Source organism: Streptomyces sp. NPDC007929, assembly GCF_042959065.1.
Lineage (GTDB): Bacteria > Actinomycetota > Actinomycetes > Streptomycetales > Streptomycetaceae > Streptomyces.
Genome location: NZ_JBIBKD010000006.1, coordinates 122,747 through 147,471, shown reverse-complemented (window position 1 = coordinate 147,471; position 24,725 = coordinate 122,747). Strand labels below are relative to the sequence as shown.

Genomic DNA, 24,725 nt, shown 5'->3' with positions numbered 1-24,725 from the left:
CCCGACGTAGGACACCGGCCGTCCGAGCGGAGGGCGCCGTGGGTGCGAGCAGAGGGCACAGCCGTCCGAGCGTAGGGCGCCGAACCCCTGAGCAGAGGGCACCGTCGGCCCGAGCAGAGGGCACCGTGCGCCCGAGCGGAGGGCACCGACCGTCCAAGCAGAGGGCACCGAACGCCCCGACCAGAGGAGTCGCCATGCACGCCGTCCGGCTGCACGTCTTCGGCCCGCCCGAGAACCTCGTCCACGAGCAGGTCGAAGACCCCCGCCCGGGCCCCGGCCAGGTCCGTATCGCCGTACGGGCGGCGGGCGTGCACCTCCTGGACGCCGCCCTGCGCGAGGGCATGCGGGGCGGCCCGGTCGCGGAGCCGACGCCGCTGCCCACCATCCCCGGCCGCGAGGTCGCCGGAGTCGTCGAGTCGCTGGGCGAGGGCGTCGCCGGACTGTGGCTCGGCAAGCGGGTCGTCGCCCACCTCGGCTTCGTCCCCGGCGGATACGCCGAACTGGCCGTCACCGAAGCCGAGCGGCTGCACGAGATCCCCGGCAACCTGGACTTCGCCGAGGCCGTCGCCATGATCGGCACGGGCCGTACGGCGATGGGCATCGTCCAGTTCGCCGAGCTCGGCGAGGACTCCGTGGTCGTCGTCCCGGCCGCGGCCGGAGGCATCGGCACCCTCCTCGTGCAGTACGCCAAGAACGCCGGCGCGACCGTCGTGGGCCTCGCGGGCGGGCCGGAGAAGACCGCGCGCGTGCAGGCCGGTGGCGCGGATCTCGCCGTCGACTACACGGACCCCGCCTGGCCCGCGAAGGTGCGTGCGCAGTTCGGCGGCCGGGCCGCGACCGTCGTCTTCGACGGGGTCGGCGGCGACATCGCCCGCGAGGCAGTCGGCCTCCTCGGCCCCGGCGGCAAGCACATCGTCTTCGGCTGGTCCGGCGAGGGCGTCAAGGAAGGCGAGCCCTACCTCGTCGACGGCGTCTCCGAGCAGGTCCTCGGCCCGGTGATGCTGGGGAAGGCCGGCGGGCCCGACCCCGTCCGCACCCTCGAACTGCGCGCCCTCACCGAGGCCGCCGCCGGCCGGCTCACCCCGGCCGTGCAGCGTTTCCCACTCGCCGAGGCCGCGGCCGCACACCGCGCGCTGGAAAACCGCGGCACGGTCGGAAAGGTGGTGCTGGAGCCATAGGGCCGCCTTCGCGGTTCCGGGGCGGTGAGGGTGGGCCTGGAGCCATGAAGGTGACCCGAGCCATGAAGGTGGCCCTGGAGCCGTGAAGGCGGTGCTGGAACCGTAACCGTGACGGTGACCCCGGCCCAGGCACGGTGGCCGCGGCCCCAGCACGGTCGCCGCGGCCCCAGAACCGTGAAGGCGGCCCCGGAACCGCGACGGTGACCCCGGAACCGCGAAGGCGGCCCAGGAACCGCTCCAGTGGCCATCAAGGTGGCCCTGGAGCCATGAAGCCGGCTCTGCAGGCCGGCTCCGGAGCCATGCCGCCGCGCCCCACCAGCGGTGCCGGATCCGCGGATGCAGACCCCCCGGATCCATGGTGTTCTGACGGGATGAGCGTCACCCGGCCAGGTGAACAAGGTCCCGTGGACACCGACCCGCGCCGCTGGTGGGGCCTGGTCGTCATCGCCCTGGCCCAGCTCATGGTCGTGCTCGACGCGACCATCGTGAACATCGCCCTGCCCTCCGCCCAGCGCGACCTCGGCATGTCCGACGGCAACCGGCAGTGGGTGATCACGGCCTACACCCTCGCCTTCGGCGGGCTGCTCCTGCTGGGCGGCCGGATCGCCGACCTGGTGGGCCGCAAACGGACCTTCGTGATCGGCCTGATCGGCTTCGCCGCCGCCTCCGCGCTCGGCGGCGCCGCCACCAACGCCGGCATGCTCTTCGGCGCCCGCGCGCTCCAGGGCGCCTTCGCCGCCGTCCTGGCCCCCTCCGCGCTGTCCCTGCTGACCACGACGTTCACCGACCCCAGGGAGCGCGGCAAGGCCTTCGGCATTTACGGCGCCCTTGCCGGCAGCGGCGCCGCCATCGGCTTCATGGTCGGCGGGCTGCTCACCGAGTACCTGGACTGGCGCTGGTGCCTCTACGTCAACGTGCCCATCGCGATCATCGCCGTGCTCGGCGCCCTCGCCCTGCTGCACGACCGCCCCGGCCACACCGGCGCCCGACTCGACGTCCCCGGCGTCCTGCTCGGCTGCGGCGGCCTCGTCACGATCGTCTACGGCTTCAGCGAGGCCGAGTCCCGGGGCTGGAGCGACCCGCTGGTGCTGTCGCTGTTCGCCACCGGGATCGCGCTGCTCGCGGTGTTCGTGTGGTGGCAGTCCCGGGCACCCATGCCGCTGCTGCCGCTGCACATCATCCGCGACCGCGACCGCGCCGGCTGCTTCCTGACCATGGCACTGGCCGTGATCGGCATGTTCGGCCTGTTCCTGTTCATGACGTACTACCTCCAGGTCGTCCTCGCCTACTCCCCCGTCAAGACGGGCCTGGCCTTCCTGCCCCTCACCGGCGCGATCATCATCGGCTCGACCCAGATCTCCGCCCGGCTGCTCCAGCGCGTGCCGCCGCGCATGCTGATGGTCCCCGGCATGATCCTGGCCGCGACCGGCATGGTGCTCCTCACGCAGATCACGACGCACTCCTCGTACGCCACCGAGATCCTGCCCGCCCTGCTGCTGCTCGGCCTCGGCATGGGCCTGACGTTCATGCCGGTCTTCGCCACCGCCACCGCGGGCGTCGCCCCCCAGGACTCGGGCGTGACGTCCGCGACGGTCAACACCTCACAGCAGGTGGGCGGCTCCATCGGCACGGCCCTGCTCAACACCATCGCGACGACCAGTACCGCCACCTACGTCACCGCGCACCTCACCGACCCGTCCGACCGTGCCCGGGTGACGCGCGAGGGCGTCGTGCACGGCTACACCGTCGCCATCTGGTGGGCCGCCGGCATCATGCTGCTGGCCGGGCTGATCGCGGGCCTGATGGTGACGAAGAAGGCCCCGAGACACGGCACGCCGACCCCGACACCGGAACCGGTGACCTGAGGCACGAGGACGCCGGGCGGCGAAAAACTCGCATGCCCCACTCCTCCCCTCCCACTACCGTGCCGGGAGTGATCGACATCCCCCGGGAACTGGCGGCGTCACAGGCGAAGTTCAACGGCGAGGCGGGCCGCGCCTTCATCGCCGCGCTGCCCGAGCGGACGGCCCACTTCCTCGACCACTGGGACCTGAGGCCCGACGGCCCCGCGATGCACGGCGTCTGCGCCCTGGTCGTGCCGGTCGTCCGGGCCGCCGACGGCACCCCGGCGGTCCTGAAGCTCCAGCTCCTCGACGAGGAGAGCGCGGGCGAACCGGTCGCGCTGCGCGTCTGGAACGGCGCCGGAGCCGTCCACCTCCTCGACCACGACGAGCCCACCGGCACCATGCTGCTGGAGCGTCTCGACGAGACCCGCATGCTGTCCTCCGTGCCGGACCCCCACCAGGCGGTGGTCACCATCGCCGAGCTCCTGGCGCACCTCACCTCGTTCCCGGCCCCGCCCGGCATGCGCCGCCTCGGCGACATCGCGCAGGCCATGCTCGACCGGACGCCCTGGGCCCTCGACCGCATCCCCGACCCCGAGGCCCGCCGCATCGTCGCCGACTGCGCGGCCGCCGTACGCGAGGTCGTCGACGACCCGGGCGACCGGCTCCTCCACTGGGACCTGCACGACGAGAACGTCCTGGCCACCGCCCGCGCCCCCTGGCTCGCGATCGACCCCAAGCCCCTCGCCGGCCACCCCGGCTTCGAACTCTGGCCGGCCCTGGACAACCGCTACGACCCCGCTGACATCCTCTGGCGCTTCGACGCCATGACCGACATCCTCGCCCTGGACCGCCCCCAAGCCCACGCCTGGACCCTCGCCCGCCTCCTCCAGAACACCCTGTGGGACATCGAGGACACCCGCCCCGTGGACGACGAACAACTGGAAACAGCCCGCCGCCTCCGCCACTACGTGCACTGACCGGCACCGCCGGTCGTTCCGAGCCCTCACTCACCGGCGGCCACTTACACGCGGCGTTCGGCCGGTGGCTGCAGATCGTCTCGCATCAGCCGTTGCAGAGCATCGAAGTCTGCGAAGAACGCCCGGATGACCTGCTGATACTCAGGCGTGGCGAAGTCCATCCCATCCTGGGCCAAAAGATCACGGGCGGATCGCAGTTGCTCATACACCGACTCAGCAGCCCGGTGGACGTGGTCAGGTGCGGCCAAGGCCACTTCCCGCAACACGGACTTCGCGTCCGAGTGTTGCGGGTCGCTGAGGAAAGCATCATGAACCGCCTGCTGCCGCGCGATACCGACCTCTCCCCGAGCGGCCGCCACAGTCATACGACTGTGTGTTTGGGCCAGCGCGGTCAGAAACCGCCCATAGGCCACTCGCTTCGCATCCGCCCACCGCTGATCTCTTTCCCGCCGGGAGCGGAAAACATCGGTGATCAGCGTCGCCCCGATCCCGAAAAGGGCACCACTTGCCGCAACCCCCAGAGTCCCCCACTCCATGTGCGCAGAGTACGAGCCCGGTCACCTTGCGTCCAGATGCGCTTGCCCAGTGTGACATCTGCCGGTAGCGACCGCACCCAAGATCGGCCGCCCACACGCACCCCGCATCACCACCACGCGAACCGAACGACAAAACCCCAGGCCGGACACATCCGACCTGGGGTTTCACTGGAGCCCCCTGTCGGATTCGAACCGACGACCTACGCATTACAAGGGCTCGCGGGGTCGTGACGGCTGGTGCCACATGATCACACCGGATCCCGTTTTCCCTGATCAGCGACTTGCGGGCTCGTCGGTGCCTGCCACGGAATCCACCTTGTGCCGCACCGTCCGCTCACGCATCGCTCACGCATCGCCCGTTGGATGACCAGCAGTTTCCCCAAGGACCTGTAGCCGCCACGGCACCAGGCTCCCACCGCCGTGGGAGCCAGTCATCTCGACGACGAATCACCCATTCCCAAGCCTCTGGAGGCGCCCCTGTCCCCGCACCATCCCAGCCATCCCTCCCAGTCCGACCCGGTGTACTGGGTCACCCCACGCCACTTGGCTGGCGACGACGGCGAGCTCGCCGAGCGAGTCGGCGACACCCTCACCGGCCTCGGCTGGCGCATGTGGCCGACGTCCCGCCACACGCTGCTCTACGTGAGCCCGGACGAGTTGCGTGGCGCCGAGTGGATCCTCGCCAGCTGCCCGTTCGAGCTCGGCGGACTGCCCGTCGCCCTGCAGCTGAGCGCCCGCACACACGCGGGCTCCGCGATGACGGAGTGGAACGCCGCACGCTGCCGAGGAGCGCGGTGGGGCGGCTCACCGTGATCCGTCGCAGCTGATTCCCGCGGTTCCGGCTGCCTCTGCGCCCCTTGCTGTCTCCGGCCCGCGCAGCAAGGGGATCCGGACGCCGGGTAGGTCGCGCTCCAGCCACGGCAGCGACGTCGGACCACTGGGAGGTGTGCAAGCTGAAGTTGCTGGTCACAGGGCTGGTGTGCGTGGGCATCGGGATGCTCGTGCTGGTCGCTGGCAGGTGACTTTGGTGAAGATCGTCGGTCATCGGGCGACTTCGCGGTTCGTGAGGACCAGCAAGGCCCTGACCAGGGCGGTCGCCCAGGCGGGGTCGGTGCGTACCTTGCCAAAGACGCGCCAGTTCTTGAGGTGGGCAAAGCCGTGCTCGACGGGTGCCCGGACGGCTGCCAGTGCCGTGATGGACAGCTTCTGGCCTCGTGTCAGGGGCCGGTTTCGGGCGGCCTTGTAAACGCAGGCGTGACGCCCCGGAATCGGACCAGGTCGGCGAAACAGCAGCCGTGACGCAGGGATACCTTGCCCCTCCTGCCAAGATCCTTAACAGCAGCCGTAGCCCGAAAACGCCAGCGGGGCTCCCCGCCCGCAAGAACGGGAAGCCCTACCTGCCTGCCTGCGCCGGTCAACCGGCCATGGCCGCCACGACCAGCGCAACAGCCGCACCGCACAGCAGCACCACAAGCGGCCATGCCAGCCGGCCGCGCCCGGTACGCCTGCGCCACAGCACCAGCCACAGTGCACACGCCGCCACGAACACGACCGTCACACCACTCAGCTCGCCCTCCCGCCACGCCACCCGCACGGCGCCAGGGTTAGCACCCCATACAAGGAGCGCAACGAGGACGCCCACGGTCAGCGCACACACCGCTTCCAGGAGCCTGCTCATCCCCCGCACCCTCCCGCAGTCTCACGGTGTGCCGACCTGCTGACGGATCGTAGGCGGGGGCCGGTCATGGGCGCAGCCGAACCCGGCATCCCGCCGGAGCCGGACCGCCCGATGATCTACGCCATGGTCATCGGCCGCCGACCGGCAGGAGTATCCAACTCGCCATTCACACCGGACCTGTGACCTTCGCCTTCACGATGCACACCGCTCACTGGAGCGCCGTGCCCGCGCACGAGTACTTGTGCCTCTGTCGGTGCGGTTGCCCGTCGTCTGGTCGACCGACGGGCGCACGATGCGCTGCCATCCGCGGTCCGGGAGTTCCTGTTCGAGCAGCTCGAGCACCGCGCCGACCACAGCTGCGCCGGATCCGCCGGGCCCACGGCCGGCTCCTGGCCGGCGAAGGCCACGACGAGGAGGCCATCGCGGCATTGAGCAGGCCGGGGTGGCCTGGTAGGCGACCCGCCATCAGGGTCAGCGCTCGCCGCTGGGACTGGTCTTCCACCGCAGACGCCGGGCGCTGCACTGAAGCCATCACCACCTCGGCTCTTCGAGCCTTTGGTGCTATCATCTTTAGCACCATGTTGCTAAGGCTGAACACTGCGGACAATCGCCCCCTGCATGAGCAGGTGGCGGGTGCGATCCGACGTGCCATTGCTGAGGGGGAGTGTGAGCCGGGTGACAGGCTTCCCCCAGCACGGGACCTCTCCCAGGCGCTGGGAATCAACGTGAATACGGTGCTGCGTGGCCTTCGAGCGCTGCGTGACGAGGGAGTGCTGGAGTTCCGGCGAGGCAGAGGCGTGACGGTGGCCCATGGGGCGACTGAACGCTCGGCGTTGCTGGATCGCGTCCGTGATGTCGTGGCCGACGCGGCGCGCCTCGGATACAGCAAGAGGGATCTCATCGACATGATCAGGGGGATTTCGTGACCGACCGTGCAGGACGCAGGAGCGCTGCGGCGTGGGGTGTCACCGGCTGGGTGTTAGGGATCCTGGCGCTGCTGGTGGCGTTGCCGCTCGTCGCCGGCAGCCGGCTTCCGGACCGGCTGGCGACGCACTGGGACGCCAGCTCGGGCAAGCCCGACAGTTCAATGCCTTTGTGGGCCGCGTCGCTCTTCCCGGCGCTGATCTGGGGGGTGGCAGCGGCGCTTGTGGCACTGATGTGGTGGCGGGCCCGTGTCACTTCGAGTGGCGGAGTAGGGGGGTGGGTCGGCGCGACGCTCGGATCCGGGGGTGTGATGCTCCTGGGCGGCCAGGCGTCTATCGTGCGGGCGAATCTGGACCATGCGGACTGGCGCGAGGCGGACTCGGTGACGGTCTCTGTCGTTGTGACGCTCGTAGCGGCTGTTGGCGTGGGCACGGCCGCCTTGCTGGCCAGCCGCCGCACTCCGGCCGTGGTGCCGACAGGAGGTGGACCGACCATGGAGATTCCCGCAGGAGAGCGCTTCGTGTGGCTCTCCCGCACATCCAACCCCTGGCTCCATGCGACAGCCGCCGTGACAGGTGTCGTAGCAATGGCCGCCGTCGTGGCGGGACTGGGGGGGTTGATGGGGGCTGAGGCTGCACTGCTGGCCGGGCCGTTCGCTCTGGCCTCTGTCCTGGTGCTCGGCTTCGCCTCGGTGCAGGCACGGGTCAGTGAACGAGGTCTGGAGGTGACCTTCGGGCCGCTGAGCTGGCCGGCGCGACGTTGGGCGGCCGATGCCATTGCCTCTGCCCGCGTCGAGACGCGTACGCCTTCCCAGGTCGGCGGCTGGGGATACCGGTTGAGCGGGCTGGGCACAACTGTGATGCTGCGCAGCGGTGAGTGTCTGGTAATCCGCACCCACAAGGGCAAGGACTTTGCGGTCAGTGTCGATGATGCCGAGCGCGGAGCTGCCCTCCTTAACTCCTTGAACGCTCAACGTTCAAGTTGATAGCCGGTCCTGGCCAGGTGATCCCCCGCACCTGGCCAGGACCCTTTCTGAGCGAAGCCGCTTTTACCCCGCTCTCTGGCGACGGGTCAAGTGGAATTACGAGCCCGCAACCGCTGTTCGGCCACTGACGCGGGAGAACCCTGGGGGCGGTATTCGGTCAAGCTGTTACTGATCGCCGCCAGTGCTTGTGCGGTACTGATCAAATATGTGAGGCTCTCGATCACGCACCGGGGGGTATGCGTTTCGACCACACGCATGTGCGCCCCTCGGGCATTCCATCGATTCGAGGGGAACGAGTTGAACATCAAGCAGCGGGGAATCCTAGGTGTGGCCGGCCTTACTGCAGCGGCCCTGTGCGTGGCTGCCGCGCCGATGGCAACCGCAGACACCTTCGGTGCATCCGACAGAACGGCCGTCGCCGCGCCCGCAGTATCCGCCAAGACCGACGGTGAGAACGTCTTCCGCGGACTCTTCTTCGCCCAGGGCCAGGTGGGCAAGGACCTCTCCAAGCTGGAGCTGTTCTCCGAGGCCCGCAAGCACGTCGACAACGACACACCGGAGGAGATCCGTGCCTCCAACGTGGTGATCGAGCTGATCAACAAGCGGTCCCCGAGCTTCTTCGCCGACCTCAGCGAGAAGGCCCGCAGCGGTGACCCGCGCCAGGTCGAGAAGGCCGTCACCGACGCCCAGAACATGCTGCTGGCCGTCGCCAAGGACAACAAGTCGGCCACTCCCGTCGAGGACGGGCAGCTCTGCGGCGTCACCGTCGCGGTCGGCGCAGCGGTCGTGCATGTCGCGGCCGTGTTCACGGCAGCCGGCGCTGCCGTCACGGTCACCGTCGCCGTAGGCGCGAACTTCGTGAAGGCCAAGAACTGGTTCTGGAGCGCGGAGCCCACTACGGGTGACGACACGCCGCTGTCGCACGACGAGGCCGTCGCGCAGGTCACGAAGGCGCTCAACGCCGCCTAATTCACAGCGGGCGCGGGGAGGCTGCAGACTCCCCGCGCCTGGCTCGCCCTTCCGCCGCTCCACACGGGCAGGGACCCAAACATCACCATGAAGACTAAACTCCGCTCCTTCTATGCCAAATTCACCCGCACGGGAAATGGGCAAGTCTCCGTCTCGCGGAAATCAGTGATAATTGTCTGCACTGTGTGGGCAGTTGTAGTCGTGTACGTCGCGCAGGTTCAGCTGCCGAAAAATGTGATCACGCTGCCCGGCCAAAAGGCAGCCAGGCACACCGTGGCGAACGTGGCCCCCCAAGGATGGGCCTTCTTTACCAAGTCACCGCGGGATCCCGAAATGGTCCCATACCAGAGGACCCCAGGTAAGTGGAAGCCTCTTTCCCTGACGCCGCACTCCTCTCCCCGCAACGTCTTCGGGCTCGATCGCGAATCGCGTGCCCAAGGAGTAGAGATTGCACTCCTGCTGTCGGCAGCGCAGAAAAAGGACTGGCGTGAGTGCACAAGCAGCAGACAGAGCTGTCTGAGCGACTTCGGGCCACCGGTACGTCGGATCGCGAACCGGTCTCCGGAACCGACTCTGTGCGGGACTGTCGGCCTCCTGCAGGAGAAACCCACACCCTGGGCCTGGCGCGACCTCGTCCCCGAGTCACACAGCCCTGAGCAGGTCATGGTGCTGGAGGTGACGTGCTGATGCGCCAACGTGCCTTCCCCCTTCCTTGGGCAGCCGGCTACGGCCTAGCCCGTACCCTCCTCGCCCTGGGCACTCTGGGCACATTGGCGTTCAGCGATGCAGCGACCCTCTTCCGGGAAGTCGCCACCGTCGGCCGCTACCCCTTGTGCCAGGGCGTCAACTCAGGCGGAGCCTTCTGCCTGGTGTCGTCGCAGCACTACGACACGATGCGCTGGATCTGCTGCCTCGTCCTGGTGGTGACGGCCAGTGGGTGGCGGCCCCGCCTGACCGCCATCCCGCACGCATACGTCGCCTTCAGCGTCTTCACCGGAATTTCCATCTCCGACGGCGGCGACCAGATCACCTGGATTCTGACCCTGCTCATCGCGATGGTGGCCATCGGTGACAAACGACGTTGGCACTGGCAGCCCAGCCAGCCACTTGAGGAGCCAGCCTCCCGCCAGCGCAACCTGTCGGCCCTGCTCGGCACCAGCGCCATCATCATGGCCCGAGTCCAGATGGCTCTGCTCTACTTCCAGTCGTGCGTGGCCAAGCTGCCACACGCCGAATGGGCCGACGGAACGGCCCTGTACTACTGGATCAACAACTACGCCTTCGGCGCTCCTTACTGGCTGCGCCCCGCGCTCGACATCATCGTCGACAGCCCAGTAGGTGTCGCCGTGATCACTTGGGGACCACTCGTCCTTGAGATCGCCCTGGCCGCCGCGCTGCTCATGCCCCAACGGGTGCGCTGGATGCTGCTGCCCGCGGGCATCCTCTTCCACCTCTCCATCGCAGTCGTCATGGGTTTGTGGAGCTTCGCCATCGCCATGTGGGCCGGCCTCCTTCTCCTCCTGTCGCCCCTCGGGCACGACCCCGACTTCAAGGCGCTCCTTCGCCGCACGCGCCGACACTCTGTCGCGGAACAGCCAGAAGCGGACGCACAGAGCAAAGAACGCGTCCCGGCCTGAGGACCCCCGAGCGGCCAATCCTCGTCAACCGCTAAGCCAAGGTGATCGCATATGACTCTCAGGCCGGACAGTCGTGCCCTGTGTGCAGGCGCCGCCGTGCTTGCTGCCTTGTCGCTTTCAGGGCCCTCAGCAGCAGCCAGCACCCCTAACGCGGCGCGTCCTGCCGTGCAGTGGTCCGCGGCCCACGGATCCTCCACCGCATTCGGCATGCGATGGATCGAGGAGGGCACCAGCGCAACCGGTGCAGCGCTCCTCATCAGAGGAGAGCTGCAAAACGCCGGGACGGAGTGCCACTCGGTATGGGTGCGATGGACGCATGACTTCGTCCCGCTCCCCTACACCAACTATGTGACGCAATGCGGTCGCGGTTCAGCGCCCGTCGATCTCCGCCTGGACCCATACCGGCCGACAACCACCGGCTACCTGAAGGTATGCCGCGGATCCGAGGGCACCGAGGACTGCGGGGAAGCGGTGCCCCTCACCTCCTGGCCCATCAACGGCTTGACCGGCTGACGCCTCTGGCGCGACAACTCGAGCGACAAGCACCCGCTGCCCTAAAAACCAAGGAGAACCGAATGATGCGCAAGCGAACCTGGATCGCCGCGGCGGCTACCGTCAGCGCTCTGATCACCATATCCGCCTCAGCGACGGCGACGGCCGCAGAGGATGACGCCTTCGCGCAGCCAGCCACGGCAGCCGGCGCAGCCCCCCAAGGCGAGCGAGACGCCCAGAGAACCATGTCCGAGTGGTCCGTAACCCACGCAACCGCAAGCGCCTCCGGACTGATCAGGTCCGCTGAAGGCAAGAGCGCAATAGCCGGAGAACTTCGCAACGCGGGCCCAGGCTGCCACTCGCTGGTGATCCAGCCCATGATCGGCGTCTTCCCCGGGCCCATCACCAAGGTAGCGACCAGCTGCGGCTCCGAAACAGTGCCCGTCTACCGCGAATACGCCGGCACCCCTCTCGTCAAAATCTGCCGCGACAGCGCCGCACCCTTCACTGACTGCGGCCCCGCCCAGCAGCTTCCCGCAGGATCGAACCCCCCGCCGCACGGTTACGTCTACGAGGCCGCATGGCTGGCCACCCAGAACATGAGCTACTGCAAATCTGAGGGAGAAACGGGCATTTCGGAAGGCCGCTGGACCGCCTACGTGTGCCGCGAGGAATACCGGGGGGGCGCCGACCTGCCTCTCCTCCACCAGGTGCTGTATGTGAAGAAATGACCCTAAGAAGCTGTCGTCGTTCCGAATCTGAGGGCGATGTTTTCGCTGGTCAGGCATAGGGTCGGCGATTCAATGGGAGTGGCGGCGTGTCGTGTCGTCGCTCCCCGGGAGGTCGCGGATGCCGTCGGTGGTCGGACTGCTGGAAGAGCACGAGCTCGCTACTCGTCGTCGTGTCGAGGGGGTGCGTGAGGAAGCCGATCGCATCCAGGCCGAGCTGGCCGCGGCCGAGGAGGAATGGCAGGAGTGGGCGATCGCCCGCAGGCGAGTGGGCACGGTCCTGGCTCCGGACGGCGGCAGCATCGCTGTCGAGGAGGTCGTCTCCGGCCCGGTCGCGGGCTCGACGTCCCGGCAGGCGGCGAGGGCGAGGTCGCAGGTTCCGGTGTGGCGGCGATGTCCGGGCGTCCCTGCTGTCGGTGACGTAGCAGAAGCCGGTGTCGGTGTACGAACAGAGGCAGGTCTCCGTCATGACGGCGATCTCGGGTTCCGCGTCCTTCGCCGTCCGCACCGCGCGGGCCATGAGGGCATCCGGTACGACGGAGAACTCCCCGGCGGCGTCACGCTGGGTGGACTCCGCGAAGATCTTCACGGAGCGAATGCCGAGCTGCTTGGCCTGGCGCACCCGTGCGGGAAGCTGCGCGACCGTGAGGGTCGGCATGGGGCGGTCCGACTCCTCCTCGGTGACCAGTAAGACCATCGACAGGTCTGCCGGGTCAAGCGGCGGGCCTTCGAGGAAGCGGCGAACGGCCGGACGGCTGCGGAGCGGGCTTGTGGCTCCATGGGTTCGGGCGGGTGGCGCGGTGACGCTCATCAGTCCCTCACTTCTCGTCGGGTGGCGCAATGGGCCCCCCGGCAGGCACGGGAAGATATGCGGATTGGTGCCTGCCGACGGGGGTCTGGGTGGGCACGCGCCTCTACGTCTGCCCCAGGCGCTTGAGGTCCGCGAGCTTGGCTGCGGCGTCCTCCGCAACGTCCGTGCCGACCTGACGGGCAGCCTGGGGAAGCCCTTCGTCCTTGGCGACGCCGATCCCGGCGCCTACCGCGCCGACGGGGTCGAACAGCTCGTCGTCGTCCAGTTCCTGTGGTTCCTGTTCCTCGGTCGCCAAGGCACCTCTCTTCTCCTGGTCGGGGGCGGCCCCGTCCCTGCCGCGACCTGTCCTTCTGAGGTCTTGGGGGAGCCTCCAGTTCGAACGGCAGGGACGGGGGAATAGGGCCCGCCCATGGCGCGGCTGCCCAGCTACGCGACATGGGCGGGCGGTCTGTCGAGTGGCGCGCTGGTGGGCCACTGGGTGATGGGGCGAGACGGTGCGGGTGCGGGTGCGGGTGACCGGGGGCGCTGCCGGCGTACAGCTCGCTCACTCATCGTGTAGTGGAGCTGCTCGAGCCTGAACACGCACCACTGGCAGGCTTGGAGGGCGAAGGTCTCGCCTGCCACGGTGATATCACCGATCTCCGTCACGGGAAGTCCGATCCGCTCGCACCTGAAGCAGCTCCCGCCTTGCCAGTCGAACAGCTCCACAGCTCGGCGGGCTTCAGTCCCAGTCCGGCTCCTCCTCCCCGAGGTGGGGCAGAGGGCTTCCGCCGACCACCGGCACGAAGCGCACCGGACGGGCATGCCAGACGAACTTGTACGGGCCGGCCCAGAGGGGGAGCGTAAACTCCTCGCCGTTCTTCAGAGCCACGGCGGGCTCGCGCCATCCGTCGGACAGCCAGTCCCAGACGTGGCCAACCACCGACGCGTCGATGGCCGAGGCAATGACGCGCATCTGAATGCGAGCCCAGCGGATCGCGCGGTCCGGCGTGGACATGGCCGCGAGCGAGAGCCGCTGGCCGTCCTCCTGGCGCCACTCGCACCAGAACCCCGACTTGGGCACCACCGGCTCCGGTACAGCGATGGTGCACCACGTGAGTGTGCCGTCCTCGCTGGTCCCCCAATCCTCGGCGAGGGCTTCGACGATCAGCATGCCGCGACCGCTCTCCTCGTCGGCGGCCGGTCTCTTCACCTGAGGCCGGCCCGGAGTTCCGTCATCCACCTCGATGCGGACCTCGCCCCGCCAGTACGAGACAGAGATGCTGACGTCCTCCGTCTCGCCGTACCGGACGGCGTTGGTGACCAGCTCGCTGATGAGCAGGTTGGCTGTGTCGATGCAGGAGCCGATCCCCCACAGCCGGAGGTGAGCGGCACCGATCCGGCGCAGCTGCCCAACTCGCTGCGGTGAGCGGGTGCAGGAGACGATGAAGCGAACTGGCTGGTCCATGTCTCTCCCCGGACCGTGTACCTGCGGAACCCTTCCCTGCGGCGGAGCAGCACCGGCTATGCCGCCAGAAGCGCTCCGTAATCTCCCGCGCGTCGCCTCGGGAGCAGTTGCACTCTGCAAGGCAAGAGCCATCGCTGTCCTCCGCACGTCACGGTCGGGAAGGTTGCTCTCGGCGCCGCACCTCAGGGGCGTCCGCCGGCTTCCCTTGGTTGCTCGGGTTTGGAGACGACCGTAGGACGGCTGTCTCTCAACCCCCAAGGAGATTGCGCGAGTTTGCAGCAAGTCGATTGACGGGGCAGAGCACCTCGCGGACCATCGTCGTGTCACGCAAACCGGCGCAAGGCAGCGGACGGGAGAGCAGCCGTGAAGCTACGGTTCCTTGGTAAGAACTCCACCCCCGGAGACAGCCCCACCCTGTACGCCAGTGACCAGGACAGCTACGTCATCCAAGGCTGGAAGGTGTTCGCGAACGACTTGCTCATGCAGCTCGACGTGCCCGAAGGTCAGACAGTGATCGAGGTACCGCCGGAGCTGTTCGAGCATCTGACGAAGGACGGACACGCGGCCGGCGAGATCAGGAGCTTCACCGCCCCGATCATGCTCGTCACGGAACAGGACACGTGCATCTTGCAAGGCCCGGAGATGACTGATCCCGAGGCTCTGAGTCAGATGCGGATGCCCGACTATGAGACCTGCATCGAGGTCCCCAAGTCCTCGATCACGGCCCTACTGGAGGAGAACAGTGGACCTGATCACCCCAGCCCAGCGTGACGAGCTGTTCAGCAACTTCGAACGCGATGCCTTCCACCTGGAGCTGAGGGACGACTACGGGTCTCCCGTCGAGGACACGCCCTACGCGCGATGGCAGAGGGGTGAGCCGGACGACTACGCGTGGCTTGACCCCTGGATGACGCTGATGAAGCGCGTCACGGGCGAAGGGAAGACCGTCCGGCGCGTCCGGGTCATCACGGAGCCGCACTCCCAGTACGTTGGCTGGGAGCACTCGTTGACCCACCTCAACCTGGAGGCCGGCGAAGACATCCGATGGCTTCCGCGGCACCAGCTGCCGGAGGGCATCACGTTCCCGGTCGGCGGCAACGACTGGTGGCTGTACGACGATCGTCTCCTCGCCGTCGGCCACTTCGACCCCGAGGGTCGAGTGCTGGGGTCGGAAATCGTCGAGGACCCGGACACCGTGGCCGAGTGCGTCCGCGTGCGTGACGTGCTCTGGTCCGCCGCCATCCCACACGCCGAGTACAAGCCCTGACCCATCAGTGAATAACCAAGCTCAAGAAGCACGAGAGGCGCTGGGTGCCCGGCTGCGCGGATTCCGGAAGGACGCCGGATTCGCGAGTGGCCGGGCATTCGCCGTGGCCACGGGTTGGGCCGAGTCCAAGGTCTCTCGGCTGGAGAACGGTAAGCAGAACCCCAGCGAAGACGACATCCGGGTCTGGTGCGTCAAGACCAACAGGCAAGAACTTGTTGATGACTTGATAGCCACGGTGCGCCACATCGACGAGCTGTGGCTTGAGTGGCGCCGGCAGCTGCAGACGGGGGCGGAACGGCGGCAGCGCAAGGCCCTGCCGGTCTACGCCAAGACCAAGGTCTTCCGCATCTGGCACCCGACGCTGGTGTGGGGAACGATCCAGACGGCGGACTACGCGGCCGAGACGTTCAGACAGGTTGTCGACTACTACGAGATCCCCGACGACGCGGAAGCCGCCACCGCCAAGCGACTCGAACGGCAGCAGTACCTGTATCGGGGCAACCGGATCTTTAACGTGGTACTCGGCGAGCAGGCGCTCTACACCAACTTCGGCGGCCCGGAGGTGATGAAGGGGCAGCTCGACCGCCTGCTCGCGGTCATGCGCCTTCCCCGGCTGAGCCTGGGCATCATCCCCAGATCCGCCCCCATCGGCATCTGGCCCGGCAACTCCTTCTCGATGTTCGACGACAAGCTCGTCCTCGTCGAGACCTACTCGGCGGAGTTCTCCGTCACCCAGCCCCGAGAAATCGAGCTGTACACCAAGGCGTTCGCCCTCTTGCAGCAGTCAGCGGTCTACGGAACCGCAGTCCGAGAGCTCATCCTCACAGCGATCCATCACTTCGATCAGATGCCGAGCGACTAGGAGAGCACCATGCAGCCTGTGGCTCCGAACTGGCGGACCAGCTCCTACACCGGGACGGAGAACTGCGTTGAAGTGGCCGACAACGATTCGAAGTACGTGATGGTTCGGGACACGAAGGACCGCAACCGGGGAATCCTGGCCGTCCCGCGAACCGCCTGGACGGCACTCGTGGAGCACGCCAAGCGGGGATAACGCTGGAGGCGTTCGATCGGCTCTCTGAGGCGAGCAGCCGCGTTAGCCTTCCACCCGCCCGGCGGGGCCCCGGGGACAAGCCATAGGAACTGATGGCCTCGCCGCGAACGGCGAGGCCACCTTCTGGTCCCGCCGGATGGGCACACTGCGTTGGGTGCCTACCGACGCTGTCGGTGCTGCTGTTCGGCAGGCGATGGAGTCACCACTGGGAGCCGACCGATTCCGGTCTGCTGAGTGGGGATCGATCCTGCGATGGTCGAGCGGCGGCGGGCGGCTTCGGCACGGCGGTTGGGCGCTGGGTTCCGGGCGGTGTGCTGAATGCGGGTGATGAGCACGCGGGCGGGTTGGCGGGCGGTGGTCAGCTCACGCTGGGCAGCGGCTTCAATGATGAGTTGGTGGGGTTGGTGGCCGCGGGCTTCTGCGTCGGCGAGGACGGTGGCGAGCGCGGGCCAGGCGGGGTCGGCGAGGATTCGCTCGGCGTGGTCGGGGACGGCTGCTCGTACGTCGCCGGCCAGAACGCGGCGGGCTTCCTCCCTGGGTGGGCGGGCTGTGAGTTCGGCGAGCGACGGGGCGAGGGCGTGGTCGGCGGCTGTCTGGAGGTGCTGGACGGCCTGGCGGGCGGCGTCGGCCTGGTGAGCGTGGTTCTTCGCCTCGTGCCAGCGCCCAGCGACGATGGCGGCCCAGACGAGGGCTGCGACCAGGGCGGCCAAGACGCTGCCGTCGGGGCCGGTAGCCGTGTGCACGATGTCCCGTGCCGCGCTGCGCAGGGCGTGGGCGGCTCGGTCTTCTGCCCGGACCTGGGAACGCTGGGCTCGGCTGAACACCTTCGAGGCGGCCTGGAGTTCGGCGCGCAGATCGGCGGGTGCCTTCTGGGCGGTGGCTTCGAGAAGTTCGCCGAGGGCGGTGATGTGGGCTTGGGCGTGGGTGTCGTCGGTGAGGTCGGTGTGGAGGGTGTCGAGGGCGTCGGTGGCTTGGTGCCACGGCGTGCTGGGGTGGTTGCGGCGGGCGGTGGGGTGTTCTTCGGGCTGGCTGGATTCGAGGCGGGCCTTGATTTTGGGCAGGGAGAGGTCGGGGGAGATCTTGCTTCCGGGGTAGTAGATCTGCTCGCCGGCCTCATTGATGTCGCCGGGGCGGCCGGCCGCGTAGCCGAGGAGGTCGCCTGACGGGCCGCGCCGGACCTGGACCTCGACGCCACTGGCTTCGAGGTAGGCGATGAACTCCTCGGCGCCTGTCACGTGGGGGATGGCGGCGCGGATGCGGTCCTGGAGCCACTCGGGGCTGGGCTGGTCCCAGCCGAGGCGTTCGGCCTTGTGCATCTCGGCCTGGGTGGGGCGGCGGGCGCCGGTGCGATCACCCTTTTCCAGGCGGCGCAGCCCGTAGTCCTTCTCGATCTCGCGGCAGGCGTCGCCGACGCGGAGGCCGCTGTCGTGGAGCTTGGGGCGGCGTCCGTCTTCGCGGACGGTGGTGGCGAGGATGTGGATGTGGTCGTCGGCGTGGCGTACGGCGATCCAGCGGCAGGCCAGGTCGTCGCCGGCCGGGGCGATGCCGGCGGCCTGGACGATGCGCTGGGCAATCTCGCCCCACTCGGCGTCGGAGAGGTAGCGGTCCTCGGGGGCGGCGCGGACCGGGCAGTGCCAGACGTGGTCCGTGACCGGCTTGCCGAACTCGCTGTTGCGCAAGGAGACCGGCTCGTCGAGGTAGCGGCCGAGTTCGGTGAGGGTGGCGTTCTCGTCGCGGCCGGGGTCGGGCATGCCGAGCATCGCGAAGCCGGCCACGATGTGCGGGTCGAAGTGCTCGTCATGGCTTCCGCGGCCGTAGAGGTAGGCGAGCAGGCCACGGGTGTTGGTCCCGGCGGGCTTGATGGCGGCGATCACGCTGTTCAGACCTCCTCCGGGTCGGCGGGCTGGCGGAGGGCCTCGGCGATCAGCTCCAGCAGGTGGTGGAGTTCGTCGAGGTGCTGGCGTATGGCGGGTGGGGTGTGGTCGCTGTTGAGAGCGCGGGCGATTTGGTTGACGTTGACGCCGATCCGGTTGAGCTGGCGCAGGACCTGGGCGCGGAAGTGGTGTGTGCGGCGGCGGTCCTCGGACAGGGGCAGGTTGGCGGTGAACCGGCCGGTGATGAAGGCGAGGACGATGTCGGCGGCGAAGCCGGAGTCGCCCTTGTAGCCGTGCTCGGCAGCGGCCTGCTGGAGACGCGCTCGCTGGTCGCCGGTGAAGCGCAGCGGGCCGACACGGTCGTTGCGCTTGGTGCCGGTGAAGCGGCGGATCGTGGGCTGCACGCTCTGCACGGCAGCCTCGCCGACGGCGATCGCTGCGCTGTCTGCGGGGCGCAGGACGGCTTGCTGGACGGAGTGAAGCGTGTCCAGGTCGGAGCCGCCCTCGGCTCCGACCCCCTGGTCCGGCGCCCCCTGGCGCTGGGCCGTCTCCGCCACCCCCGGGGCGGAGACCCCCGAAGTCCGGCCTTGAGTCGGACTCGGGGTACTACTGGCTCCGCCAGGGGCAGCCCGTCCGAACGCCTGCCGCAAACCCCCCACCAGCGTAGGGGACTTCGTCGGCAGCAGCTCGTCGGGAGTGCGGTCGAAGCGGTGCGGGTCGTGCGTCACGGGCGGTTCTCCGGAAGAGGAGTGGAAGGGGCTGACGGGGTACTGGTGGTCGGCACGCCGTCCACAGGTGTGGCGAGCGGGGCGGTGGTCGGCTGGTCGGGGTGACCGGAAGGGTTCCGGTCACCCCTCTGAGGTTTCCGGTCAGCCGCTGCTCGGACCGGCCTTGGCGGCGGCTTCGATTTCGGGCCGGAGGATCTCCATCACCTCGGTCTGCCGCTGACTGCCGATCGTCAAGTCCCTGTCCTTGACGGCCTTCCGGAGAAGGGAGCGGCTGAGTCTGCCGTGCTCAGCGAGGGCGATCCGGCCGATCGCCACGAGCTCCGCGAGCGTGGCCTTGGGCGGACGACCACCGCGCGGCTTGCCATCCGAAACCTCGGGCGATGGTTCCGCCGGCTGGACGGAACCGGAGGCCGGAGGCTCAGCGGCCCGGACCGGCTCGGCCGGTGGCTTGGCGGGCTTGGCGGGCGCGGTGACCGGTGGTTCCGGCGCCCGGAAGGGCGCGGCGTCCGAGTGGTCGGCAGGTTGGTCGACCAGTTGGTGAATCTGCCGCATCAGGACACCGAAGGCCAGCAGCGCGGCGGTCGGGGGAACCGCGGCGACCACGTAGTCGAGGAGGGGCACGGTGCCTGCGTTGCCGGTGCCGCTGACCCCGGCCACGTTGAGTGCGATGGAGCCGACGGATCCGATGGCGGTGAGGGCGATGGCCCAGCCGTCGGTCACCCGGCGCAGGCCCGCGCGGAGCATGAGCAGTTCGCCCGCGACGATGAACGCGTCCAGGGTCGCCGGCCAGGCCCACTGGCGGATCGGGGAGCTCTTGAGGCCGTGCTGTCCGGCGACCTCCGCGAGGTGCGCGTACGACAGCCAGAACCCGCCGGCGGTGAGGGCCACGATGACAACTCCGGCCGCGGTGAGCGCATATCGCTCGGCCGCCTGCTTGGTCGTCATCGGCCGCCATTCGCCAGAGCGATGGTCCCGGTATGCGGGTGGGGAGAGGGTGGTCAAGCGGGGTTCTCCTGGGATGGTGGCGTGGTCCGTCTTTGCCGTCTTGGCCGTTGCAAGCGCAGGTCAGGGCCGGTACGGCAGGAGGGCTGGTGTTCCGTCCTGGCGGCGCCCGGCGCGTCTTGGGGCACGCACGGACGGCGGAGCTGCAGTCGGTGGCCGTGGACGGATCGGATCCGTCTTGCCGTCCCCGCCGCACGCGCTGTGACCTGCGGCGATACGGCGAGGACGCCCGGGACGGCACAAGACGGATTCAGACAGCGTCCTGGCGGAGCAGCACGGTCTGCGTGATCGCGTTGCCGTCTTGCCCCCGGTTCCCGTCCCGGCCGCATACCGTTTGACCTGCGGGATCACGGCAGGGACGGCAGGGACGGTCACCAGGGGAGGCGGTGCTCAGCCCGACGCTGGAGCGGCGGACTCGGCGTTCACTGAGTGAACGGTGGGGCAGTAGCGCCGCCAGGCGTCGAGGAACTTGTTGCGCATGTAGCCCTTGCGCTGGGTTCCGTCGGCGAGACGGACGTTGCCGGGCCTGATGTCGTACCGGCGCAGCATCGCCGCCAGTTCCCGGGCGCTCAGCCCCTTGCGCCCCCATTCCGCCCAAGGGCTCTCGGCGTTCTGCCGCAGGTGGTGCAGCAGCTCGTCCGTGGAGAGGCTGTCGACCTCGCGCTGGGCGACGAAGACCCTTCGGATGTCGGCCAGGATCCGGGCCTCACCGGACTGGTCCTCCTCTGCCTCGACCTCCGCGGCCACCATCCGCGCACACGCCTCACGGGCCCGGCCGGGCCAGTGCCCGGCGGCAAGATCGGCGACGATCACCAATGGCTCCCAGGTGTCGGCGGCCCGGTCCTCCACCGGCATGCCCGGCTCCAGATCCGCTGCCTCATCGAGCCGGGGCCGTGCCCAGGCAGCGATACGGTCCCGCAGATCATGGAGGGCGGGGATGTCGCGGCGGGAGCGGAAGGGCTTGACGCTCTCGCCCTCCGCCCGACGCCGCATCCGGATCACGACCGATCGGTCCATGATCGTGTCAGGCAGCTCGCCAATCCCGGCGAGGGCGGCCATGGCGAAGGTGGCAAACCGGTGCGGGGTGTGGTCATTGCCGGTGACGCGGGTGACGTAGCGGTTGCGCTGGTGACCGGCGTTGAGCAGGCCGCGCATCTCCTCGTTCTTCTCCGCCTGCTTCGGTGTGCCGAAGATGGTGTCCGCCTCGTCCACCAGGAGCGTGGGCGGCTCCTCGGTGATCGACCGGAAGACCGCAGCCGGTGTGGTGTTGATGGTGAGCATCGGCTCGTGGACCGTCTCGGTCAGCACGTCCAGCAGCCGCGACTTGCCGCACCGCTTCGCCGGCCCCACCACCGCCAGACGTGGCGCGTGCTGCCACGCGGGCTGCAGATGCGTCGCCGCGACCCACAGCGTGACCGCGTCTAGCGCCTGCTGGGTGGGAAGGATCACGAACTGGGCTATCTGGGCACGCAGTTCGTCCAGCAGCTCGGAGCCGTACGTCGGCTCTGGGTCCGGCACCGCCTCCTCGGCAAGCTGATCCGCCAGGGCCGGGATGGACGCACTGCCGTCGGCCGCTGGAGTCTCTTCGCCTGAGGCGCGCTCCAACTGGCCGGGCACGGCGACGGCAGGCCACTCGGGTTTGCCGGGAGCGGAATAGGGCTCGGGTGTCGTAGGTTGCACAGGGCGGCTCCTCTCCTGCGGCAACCGGGCATCGCTGGCCCGGTGCGCGCGGATCGTTCGTTGGATGCGGGCGACGGGGTTTCCAGAGCCTCCGGCGTTGCCGCGCCGGAGGCTCGGTGTGTTCAGTGACTGAACACTGGCCGTGTCCCGAGACGGGACGCTCGCCTTGTTCCCCGAGGGAACACGGACAGTACGTCCACCCCTGGCGACAGTCCAGCGCTTCTGTGTCAGCTCAGCGCAGAATCGTTTGCTACGCTGCCCCGCTTTCACGCCGCCAGCCCGAGCAGCTCCAGCAGGTCTGCGGTCACCACCCGGTAGGCGTTTCCGAGCCGCAGCACCTTGCACGGATACTCACCCCTCTTCGCCAGCTCGTAGCCCTTGCTCCGTCCGAGCCCCAGAGCACGATTGCTCGTGTCCAGGTCAATGGCCACGGGGAGGGCGAGCAGCTCGTCCCTACTCATCCCCTTCGAGCCCTTCGACTCTCCGGTCGTCGCGTCTTCGCGCATGCAGCGCGCCCCTTTCGGTACAGCCCTCGGCGAACGTGCCCATCACGTCGGCTCCAGGCGTGTGCCAACCATCATGGACAAGCTACTGTGTCTTCATGACACAAAGCGGTGTGGATGCTGATGAGGACGACTTCCCGGAGTGGGCAGATCGGATCAAGGCCAACGTGGCCGGCGAAGTCCGGCGCAGAAGGAAGGAGATGGGATGGAGCGCACAGGACCTCGCGGAACGGTGCGAGCAGCTCGGGCACCCCATCCCGCGCAACGTGATCGCCAACATGGAGTCCGGACGCCGGGCCAACCTGCCGCTGGTGGACGTCATGGTCCTGGCGGCGGCCCTGGAGACGTACCCGGTCTGCCTGATCTTCCCGGTCGGTTACGTCGAGGAGACCCAGGAACTCCCCTTCCAGGACCTCATCCCCACCTGGGACGCCCTACGACGCTTCACCGGCGAGCAGGAAGTGCCCATGCACGACCCGGGCCTGGTCCCCGACTTCGAGCACCACGCCAGCCTCGTACAAACCGCCCTCGCCGCACTCGACGAGGAAGAACAGGCACGGTTCGCAGCCAAGGCCGCAACCAGCCGCGCCCAGCAGGAAGAAGCCGAACGCAAGCGGGCCAAGTACGCAGACCAGGCCATCTCCGCCAAGTACTCCCTCCGCCACCTCCGCCGCGAACTCCGCGAGGAGGGCGCCACCCCACCCCATCTCCCACCCTCACTGGGCGACGTCGACCCACCCGAAGAAGAACCCAACACCACCCCGGAGGAACGCCTTTGAAGGGCTCCACCCACCGCCGCTGCTACTGCCGCGATGCCCACACCGGCAAACCGCTCGGCAAGAAATGCCCGAAGCTCTCCAGCCGCAAGCACGGCTCGTACTCCATACGCCAGGAACTCCCGCCCCGCGAAGACGGCACCCGCCGCTCCTTCAGCCGCGCCGGCTACGAGTCCCTGAAGGCGGCCCAGGCGGACCTCGACCACGTTCGCGCGCTTCTCGGCCTCGCCGACAGCGACGACCCCGAGGCCATGGAGCTGATAGCCGCCATGCTGGAAGGGGTCGGCGACCAGAAGTCGCCGCTGCCCGATGTCGAGGAAACCCGGCGGCGCCTGAAGTCCGGTCAGGATCTGATCGGCCGCCTGACCGTCAGCGAGTGGCTCGACCGATGGCTCGACGGCAAGCGCATCCGCAAGTCGGGGCTCAGCCGCTACGAAACCGACATCCGAGTCCACTTGAAACCCCGGATCGGCCACCACCGCCTCGACCGCCTGCGCGTGAGCCACCTCAGCGACATGTTCACCGCGATCGCTGACGCCAACGCCGAAATCCTGGAGCAGAACGCCCAGCGCCGTGCCGCGGTCGAGGAGCTGGCCACCGTGCCGTGGAAGGGCACGGACAACCGTGCCCGCCGCAAGGTGATGAAGACGGCGATCGACGCCATGCCCCCGTTCCGGCGCGTGACCGGCCCGGCTACCCGGCTACGCATCAAAGCCACGCTGCGGGCCGCGCTGAACGACGCGATCGGGCAGCAGATCCTCACCTTCAACCCGGCGGCACACGTCGAACTCGACCCCGTGCGCAAGCCGAAGGCTCTGGTGTGGACGGACGCGCGGGTCGCCAGGTGGGAGCAGACGGGCGAGAAGCCCTCCCCCGTCATGGTCTGGACGCCCGAACAGACCGGCGCGTTCCTCGACTTCGTCGCGGAGGACCGGCTGTACGCGATGTGGCACCTGATCGCCTTCCGCGGCCTGCGGCGGGGCGAGGCATGCGCGCAGCCCTGGTCGGAGACCAACCTCGATGACCACTCCCTGACCGTCTCCGCCCAGCTCGTCCAGGACGGGTGGGAGGTCGAGACCTCCGAGCCCAAGACGGACAGCGGCTTCCGCGTGGTCGCGCTCGACGACGACACCGTCAACGTCCTGAAGCGGCACCGCGAACAGCAGGACGCGGACCGCGAGGAGTGGGAATCAGCCTGGGTCGAGACCGGCATGGTCTTCACCCAGGAAGACGGCTCCTGGCTCCATCCCGGGAAGCTGACCGACCTCTTCGAGCGCCTCGTCGCCGCCTCCGGCCTCCCGCCGATCCGGCTGCACGACCTCCGGCACGGAGCGGCCACCCTCATGCTCGCCGCCGGCATCGACGTGAAGATCGTGTCGGACACGCTCGGGCACAGCGACACCCGCATCACGCGGGACATCTACCAGAGCGTCCTGCCCCAGGTCGGAAAGAACGCCGCCGAGGCCACCGCCAAGCTGGTACCGCTCCAGCGGAAGACCGAGGCGGAGGAGGCCGCCCGTAAGGCCGCCAAGAAGGCCAAGGACAAGGCGAAAGCCGAGGCCAGGGCCAAGAGGAAGGGCAAGCGGAAGAAGCCCAAGAAGTAGGGCACCGGACCGCTCCGCTCACGCATCG

Annotated in this window: 26 protein-coding genes; 16 read left to right on the top strand and 10 right to left on the bottom strand. The window is 68.7% G+C overall.

Translation table 11 applies throughout. From position 1 onward, the window contains the following. Positions 1-194 precede the first annotated feature (194 nt). The 3 genes from ACFZDE_RS21440 (at position 195) to ACFZDE_RS21430 (ending at position 4,002) form a co-directional block, all read left to right on the top strand. Entirely contained in the window at positions 195-1,178 is a 984-nt protein-coding gene (locus tag ACFZDE_RS21440) for a zinc-binding dehydrogenase (RefSeq protein WP_391201740.1), read from the top strand. Positions 1,179-1,549: 371 nt separating this feature from the next. Continuing rightward, the gene (locus ACFZDE_RS21435) at positions 1,550-3,043 is read left to right on the top strand and encodes a DHA2 family efflux MFS transporter permease subunit (RefSeq protein ID WP_391000632.1); all 1,494 of its coding nucleotides are present in this window, start codon (positions 1,550-1,552) and stop codon (positions 3,041-3,043) included. A gap of 32 nt (positions 3,044-3,075) precedes the next feature. Continuing rightward, positions 3,076-4,002, top strand: a complete 927-nt coding sequence (locus ACFZDE_RS21430; RefSeq protein ID WP_391201737.1) for an aminoglycoside phosphotransferase family protein — start codon at positions 3,076-3,078, stop codon at positions 4,000-4,002. A 44-nt stretch (positions 4,003-4,046) separates the two neighbouring features. Here ACFZDE_RS21430 and ACFZDE_RS21425 read toward each other — a convergent pair whose 3' ends face one another. After that, a complete protein-coding gene (locus ACFZDE_RS21425; protein WP_391000627.1) occupies positions 4,047-4,538 on the bottom strand; it encodes a hypothetical protein in 492 nt (163 codons plus the stop codon). A gap of 420 nt (positions 4,539-4,958) precedes the next feature. Between ACFZDE_RS21425 and ACFZDE_RS21420 the strand changes: the two genes are divergently transcribed. After that, positions 4,959-5,351 carry a hypothetical protein gene (locus ACFZDE_RS21420; protein WP_391201734.1) on the top strand — a complete coding sequence of 131 codons (393 nt, stop codon included), beginning with the start codon at positions 4,959-4,961 and terminating at the stop codon, positions 5,349-5,351. 601 nt (positions 5,352-5,952) lie between these two features. Here ACFZDE_RS21420 and ACFZDE_RS21415 read toward each other — a convergent pair. Further along, the gene (locus tag ACFZDE_RS21415) at positions 5,953-6,216 is read right to left on the bottom strand and encodes a hypothetical protein (RefSeq protein ID WP_306965878.1); all 264 of its coding nucleotides are present in this window, start codon (positions 6,214-6,216) and stop codon (positions 5,953-5,955) included. Between the two features lie 578 nt (positions 6,217-6,794). Between ACFZDE_RS21415 and ACFZDE_RS21410 the strand changes: the two genes are divergently transcribed. The 6 genes from ACFZDE_RS21410 (at position 6,795) to ACFZDE_RS21385 (ending at position 11,954) form a co-directional block, all read left to right on the top strand. Then, positions 6,795-7,142, top strand: coding sequence for a GntR family transcriptional regulator (locus tag ACFZDE_RS21410; protein ID WP_362045117.1), 348 nt, complete (start codon positions 6,795-6,797; stop codon positions 7,140-7,142). Continuing rightward, positions 7,139-8,125, top strand: coding sequence for a DUF1648 domain-containing protein (locus ACFZDE_RS21405; protein ID WP_391201729.1), 987 nt, complete (start codon positions 7,139-7,141; stop codon positions 8,123-8,125). The genes ACFZDE_RS21410 and ACFZDE_RS21405 overlap by 4 nt, the downstream gene beginning before the upstream one ends. A gap of 372 nt (positions 8,126-8,497) precedes the next feature. Next, positions 8,498-9,094, top strand: a complete 597-nt coding sequence (locus tag ACFZDE_RS21400; RefSeq protein ID WP_274817254.1) for a sporulation delaying protein family toxin — start codon at positions 8,498-8,500, stop codon at positions 9,092-9,094. Positions 9,095-9,181: 87 nt separating this feature from the next. Next, positions 9,182-9,781, top strand: coding sequence for an SdpA family antimicrobial peptide system protein (locus ACFZDE_RS21395; RefSeq protein WP_391201726.1), 600 nt, complete (start codon positions 9,182-9,184; stop codon positions 9,779-9,781). Further along, positions 9,781-10,731: a sporulation-delaying protein SdpB family protein gene (locus ACFZDE_RS21390; protein ID WP_391202571.1), complete on the top strand. Its 951-nt coding sequence runs from the start codon at positions 9,781-9,783 to the stop codon at positions 10,729-10,731. The genes ACFZDE_RS21395 and ACFZDE_RS21390 overlap by 1 nt, the downstream gene beginning before the upstream one ends. Before the next feature lie 575 nt (positions 10,732-11,306). Next, complete coding sequence (locus ACFZDE_RS21385; RefSeq protein ID WP_391201724.1) at positions 11,307-11,954, top strand: hypothetical protein; 648 nt, start codon at positions 11,307-11,309, stop codon at positions 11,952-11,954. 49 nt (positions 11,955-12,003) lie between these two features. Here ACFZDE_RS21385 and ACFZDE_RS21380 read toward each other — a convergent pair whose 3' ends face one another. The 3 genes from ACFZDE_RS21380 to ACFZDE_RS21370 all read right to left on the bottom strand — a co-directional run bounded on the left by ACFZDE_RS21380 (position 12,004) and on the right by ACFZDE_RS21370 (position 14,209). Further along, a complete protein-coding gene (locus tag ACFZDE_RS21380; RefSeq protein WP_391201721.1) occupies positions 12,004-12,762 on the bottom strand; it encodes a hypothetical protein in 759 nt (252 codons plus the stop codon). Between the two features lie 103 nt (positions 12,763-12,865). Next, positions 12,866-13,057: a hypothetical protein gene (locus tag ACFZDE_RS21375; protein ID WP_306965868.1), complete on the bottom strand. Its 192-nt coding sequence runs from the start codon at positions 13,055-13,057 to the stop codon at positions 12,866-12,868. A gap of 426 nt (positions 13,058-13,483) precedes the next feature. After that, the gene (locus ACFZDE_RS21370) at positions 13,484-14,209 is read right to left on the bottom strand and encodes an ATP-binding protein (RefSeq protein WP_391201717.1); all 726 of its coding nucleotides are present in this window, start codon (positions 14,207-14,209) and stop codon (positions 13,484-13,486) included. 363 nt (positions 14,210-14,572) lie between these two features. On the opposite strand from ACFZDE_RS21370, the gene ACFZDE_RS21365 reads away from it, so the two are divergent. The 4 genes from ACFZDE_RS21365 to ACFZDE_RS21350 are packed head-to-tail and all read left to right on the top strand — an operon-like array spanning position 14,573 to position 16,530. Further along, complete coding sequence (locus tag ACFZDE_RS21365) at positions 14,573-14,980, top strand: hypothetical protein (protein WP_391201714.1); 408 nt, start codon at positions 14,573-14,575, stop codon at positions 14,978-14,980. Further along, entirely contained in the window at positions 14,952-15,476 is a 525-nt protein-coding gene (locus ACFZDE_RS21360; RefSeq protein WP_391201711.1) for a DUF6879 family protein, read from the top strand. The genes ACFZDE_RS21365 and ACFZDE_RS21360 overlap by 29 nt, the downstream gene beginning before the upstream one ends. A 7-nt stretch (positions 15,477-15,483) precedes the next feature. Next, complete coding sequence (locus ACFZDE_RS21355) at positions 15,484-16,338, top strand: Scr1 family TA system antitoxin-like transcriptional regulator (RefSeq protein WP_391201708.1); 855 nt, start codon at positions 15,484-15,486, stop codon at positions 16,336-16,338. A gap of 9 nt (positions 16,339-16,347) precedes the next feature. Next, entirely contained in the window at positions 16,348-16,530 is a 183-nt protein-coding gene (locus tag ACFZDE_RS21350; RefSeq protein WP_306965861.1) for a DUF397 domain-containing protein, read from the top strand. A 158-nt stretch (positions 16,531-16,688) separates the two neighbouring features. Here the strand turns inward: ACFZDE_RS21350 and ACFZDE_RS21345 are convergent, their stop codons facing one another. The 5 genes from ACFZDE_RS21345 to ACFZDE_RS21325 form a co-directional block, all read right to left on the bottom strand. Beyond that, a complete protein-coding gene (locus tag ACFZDE_RS21345) occupies positions 16,689-18,404 on the bottom strand; it encodes a relaxase/mobilization nuclease domain-containing protein (protein WP_391201704.1) in 1,716 nt (571 codons plus the stop codon). Between the two features lie 5 nt (positions 18,405-18,409). After that, positions 18,410-18,961, bottom strand: coding sequence for a plasmid mobilization relaxosome protein MobC (locus tag ACFZDE_RS21340; protein ID WP_391201701.1), 552 nt, complete (start codon positions 18,959-18,961; stop codon positions 18,410-18,412). Positions 18,962-19,273: 312 nt separating this feature from the next. Further along, complete coding sequence (locus ACFZDE_RS21335) at positions 19,274-20,077, bottom strand: DUF2637 domain-containing protein (RefSeq protein ID WP_391201698.1); 804 nt, start codon at positions 20,075-20,077, stop codon at positions 19,274-19,276. A 447-nt stretch (positions 20,078-20,524) separates the two neighbouring features. Beyond that, positions 20,525-21,688: a DUF3631 domain-containing protein gene (locus ACFZDE_RS21330; RefSeq protein ID WP_391202568.1), complete on the bottom strand. Its 1,164-nt coding sequence runs from the start codon at positions 21,686-21,688 to the stop codon at positions 20,525-20,527. A 392-nt stretch (positions 21,689-22,080) separates the two neighbouring features. Continuing rightward, a complete protein-coding gene (locus ACFZDE_RS21325) occupies positions 22,081-22,320 on the bottom strand; it encodes a hypothetical protein (RefSeq protein ID WP_362045160.1) in 240 nt (79 codons plus the stop codon). A 110-nt stretch (positions 22,321-22,430) separates the two neighbouring features. Here ACFZDE_RS21325 and ACFZDE_RS21320 point away from each other — a divergent pair, with 110 nt between their 5' ends. Together ACFZDE_RS21320 and ACFZDE_RS21315 are read left to right on the top strand one after the other, a co-directional pair. Further along, positions 22,431-23,096 (top strand): helix-turn-helix domain-containing protein, encoded by a 666-nt coding sequence (locus ACFZDE_RS21320; RefSeq protein WP_391202566.1) that lies wholly within the window; start codon positions 22,431-22,433, stop codon positions 23,094-23,096. Continuing rightward, positions 23,093-24,697, top strand: a complete 1,605-nt coding sequence (locus ACFZDE_RS21315) for a tyrosine-type recombinase/integrase (protein ID WP_391201694.1) — start codon at positions 23,093-23,095, stop codon at positions 24,695-24,697. The genes ACFZDE_RS21320 and ACFZDE_RS21315 overlap by 4 nt, the downstream gene beginning before the upstream one ends. Positions 24,698-24,725: the final 28 nt, after the last annotated feature.